This window comes from uncultured Veillonella sp., assembly GCF_915069625.1.
GTDB lineage: Bacteria > Bacillota > Negativicutes > Veillonellales > Veillonellaceae > Veillonella.
This window is the reverse complement of sequence record NZ_CAJZFD010000199.1, coordinates 1-2,971: the sequence shown is the minus strand read 5'-3', so window position 1 is coordinate 2,971 and position 2,971 is coordinate 1. Positions and strand designations below refer to the sequence as shown.

Genomic DNA, 2,971 nt, shown 5'->3' with positions numbered 1-2,971 from the left:
GAGTAGCTTTTAAGGATATTGATCGTCTCTATAAATTGTTTGATAGTCATAACAAGTTTAATAATAAATTTTATGATATTATTAATTTTTATTTTGAGTATGCAGAAAAGAAAATTTGCAATGATTTAAAGGGGAAAAATTTATATAAGTACTTTTCTAAAGATAAGGTAAGTTGCAATCGATATCAAGTTAATGATGGGAATTTATCTTTTTCTCCACCTAGAAGCTTTAATGACCCCTTTGATTCTAACTGTTTGTTATCTAATAATGATGATATGAGTGAGCGCTTTAGAATTCTTTGCCTTACACATAAATATAATAATATTTTAATGTGGTCGTATTATTCTCAAAACCATCAGGGATACTGTTTTGGGTATTCTGCAGACAATTTAATTGATTCTATTAAACAAATTTCTATATCCGGAATATGTATATATGGAGAACTTTATTATACACTAACAAGACCTCCTCAAAAATCTAGGCGTGATCAGTTTTCTTTTTCGGATATGAAGTTTTACATAGATGCAACTTTTACTAAATATTCTGAGTGGAGTCATGAAGATGAATGTAGGTTTGTGATACTTTCTGAAGAACACAATGAAGATTATATAAATATAAATGTAAATGTCGAAAGTATCTATGAAGGGTGCGAAGGAGATAATAGTCCTATTCTAAACTCTCAAGGTAGGCTGTTGGAATCGATACAACTATCAAAGGATGAAAATGAATATAGATTAAGTGGTTAAACTTTTTTTGCTATTGAAACTATGGACACATAAAATATATCTAATCTTGGTATTAAATATATTTTGAATGTTATGGGGAAAAGATGCTGATTACGTATACAGAAGAACGAAATTTTACGCCCCAGCAGGTAGCAGATTTATTTCTATCTGTCCGTTGGGTGGTAGGCAAGTATCCTGATCGATTACATAAGGCTTTGATGAATTCATCGCGCGTGATTTCTGCGTGGGATGGTGACCGCTTAGTTGGTCTAATCCGCGTTATGGATGATAGCGAGCTAGTGTGCTTTATCAATTATGTGCTAGTGCATCCAGATTATCAGGGACATGGTATTGCAGGTCATTTACTAGAGATGGTGAAAGACGCTTACAAGTCGTACTTGTACATTAATGTTATGATTGGTGATAGTATTAATGCACCGTTCTATGAAAAACATGGCTTTAAAGTAAAAGAGAATTCATTGCCTATGCAGTATCGGAATGTGCCTAAATATACGAAAAAGTAGAACAGAAAAGGCTACACATCACGTATTGAATGTGTAGCCTTTATTTTATAAACGGTATATACTAAAAAATATGTATATACGATGGAGAATAATATGGATATATTTATACGAAAAGCAACAACCAAAGATCTAGATGTAGTAACACATATTGAAGCAACTTGTTTTCCTCCTGCTGAGGCGGCACCTCGTGAGGCCTTTAAGGAAAGATTAGACCATTATGCAGGTCAGTTTTTAATTGCCTTTGATGGGGAAACACCAATCGGTTTTATCGATGGTTTTGTATCCGATGATGAAATATTAACAGATGAAATGTTCGCTGATGCTTCCTTGCATAATCCTAACGGAGCATGGCAGATGATATTTGGTTTAAACACATTGCCAGAGTATCGTAATCGTGGTGTAGGTGGTAAGTTAATTGAGGCTTTTATCGACCTTGCGAGAGAAGAAAATCGTAAGGGTGTTATTCTAACCTGTAAGGAAGAAAAGATTCATTACTACGCTAAGTTTGGCTTTGTAAATGAAGGTGAGTCTGAATCGGATCACGGCGGTGCTAAGTGGTATCAGATGCGTGTTGTATTCTAGCCATATAATTAAATACAAAATAAGAAGCTGAAATCTTGCAGACTAGCATTGATTTCAGCTTCTTTTTTGTTGGGAAAAAATATGTATTTTGGAAGGCGTCTAATTAACATTCATTAAATAAAATTAATTAAATGATTTCCTTGACCTGCGCTACACCTTTATCGGTAAGCATATAGTAACCATTTGTCACATACAAGAGACCTTGTTTCTTAAGGTGTGATGCAGCTTGGTGAGTATAGTCTGGCTTCCAGTTCAAGTGTTCGTGAATGGTGCCGATACCATTTTCAATGGCCGCTACAGGTGTATTCATATGGGTGTAGATGTGGCAGAGCATCATCATTTCTCGATAGTGACGGCGCAAGTGGCGTTGGCGTCGATAGGTGGCGATATAGCCCGTTTTTGGCGTGCCAATAACGGCAATCAATAAAGCGAGACCTATAGTCGTTGCGATAGCGCCTGCAATGGATACGTCTAGGGTGAAAGCAACTTCTGTACCGATGACAGCGCAGATAATGCCGATGATAATACTGCTAATGAGCATGGCTTTCACAGAGTCAGTCCATAAATAAGCGATGACCGCAGGTCCGATCATGAGGCCGATAACGAGGATGGCCCCTACCGCTTGGAAGGAAGCCACCACGGTAAGGGACACCATGGTCATGAGCACGTAATGGATGAGGGCTGGCATAAAGCCGAAGAGCCCTGCTAATAGTGGATCAAAGGTAGATAGCTGCAATTCCTTGTAGAAGAGCATAACTAATAGGAGGTTGATGACCGCTACCCCCAGGGAAATCCATAGTGATACGGGTCCTAAGTCGGTGCCGTTTACAATCCATCTGTCGAATGGAGCGAATGCGATTTCGCCCAGTAATGCCGTATCTACGTCAAGGTGTGCGTTACCACTGTAGAGACTGACGAGGATGATGGCAATGGAGAAGAGGAGGGGGAAGATGATACCGATAGACGCGTCTTCGTTGACGAGGCCTGTGTTATGAATCATTTCCGTGAGCCATACTGTGCCTACGCCGACTAGCGTTGCCCCTACTAAAAGCAAGGGTGAGTTTAAGTCTTCCGTCACAAAGAAGGCGAGCACGATGCCGAGGAATACGGTGTGCGTAATGGCGTCGGCCATCATGGACA

The 2,971-nt window shown here is 39.0% G+C and carries 4 protein-coding genes; 3 read left to right on the top strand and 1 reads right to left on the bottom strand.

Annotated features, from left to right (window positions below):
• From QZ548_RS08785 to QZ548_RS08775, 3 genes are all read left to right on the top strand, one after another.
• A partial coding sequence (locus QZ548_RS08785; RefSeq protein ID WP_295869769.1) for a DUF2971 domain-containing protein occupies positions 1–746 on the top strand: 746 nt, incomplete at its 5' end.
• A gap of 83 nt (positions 747–829) precedes the next feature.
• Positions 830–1,249: a GNAT family N-acetyltransferase gene (locus tag QZ548_RS08780; protein ID WP_295869767.1), complete on the top strand. Its 420-nt coding sequence runs from the start codon at positions 830–832 to the stop codon at positions 1,247–1,249.
• A gap of 93 nt (positions 1,250–1,342) precedes the next feature.
• On the top strand, positions 1,343–1,831 hold the full coding sequence (locus tag QZ548_RS08775) for a GNAT family N-acetyltransferase (protein WP_295869765.1): 489 nt from the start codon (positions 1,343–1,345) through the stop codon (positions 1,829–1,831).
• Between the two features lie 127 nt (positions 1,832–1,958).
• Here the strand turns inward: QZ548_RS08775 and QZ548_RS08770 are convergent.
• Positions 1,959–2,971, bottom strand: a 1,013-nt coding sequence (locus QZ548_RS08770) for a metal ABC transporter permease (protein WP_295869764.1), incomplete at its 5' end; no start/stop codon positions are given.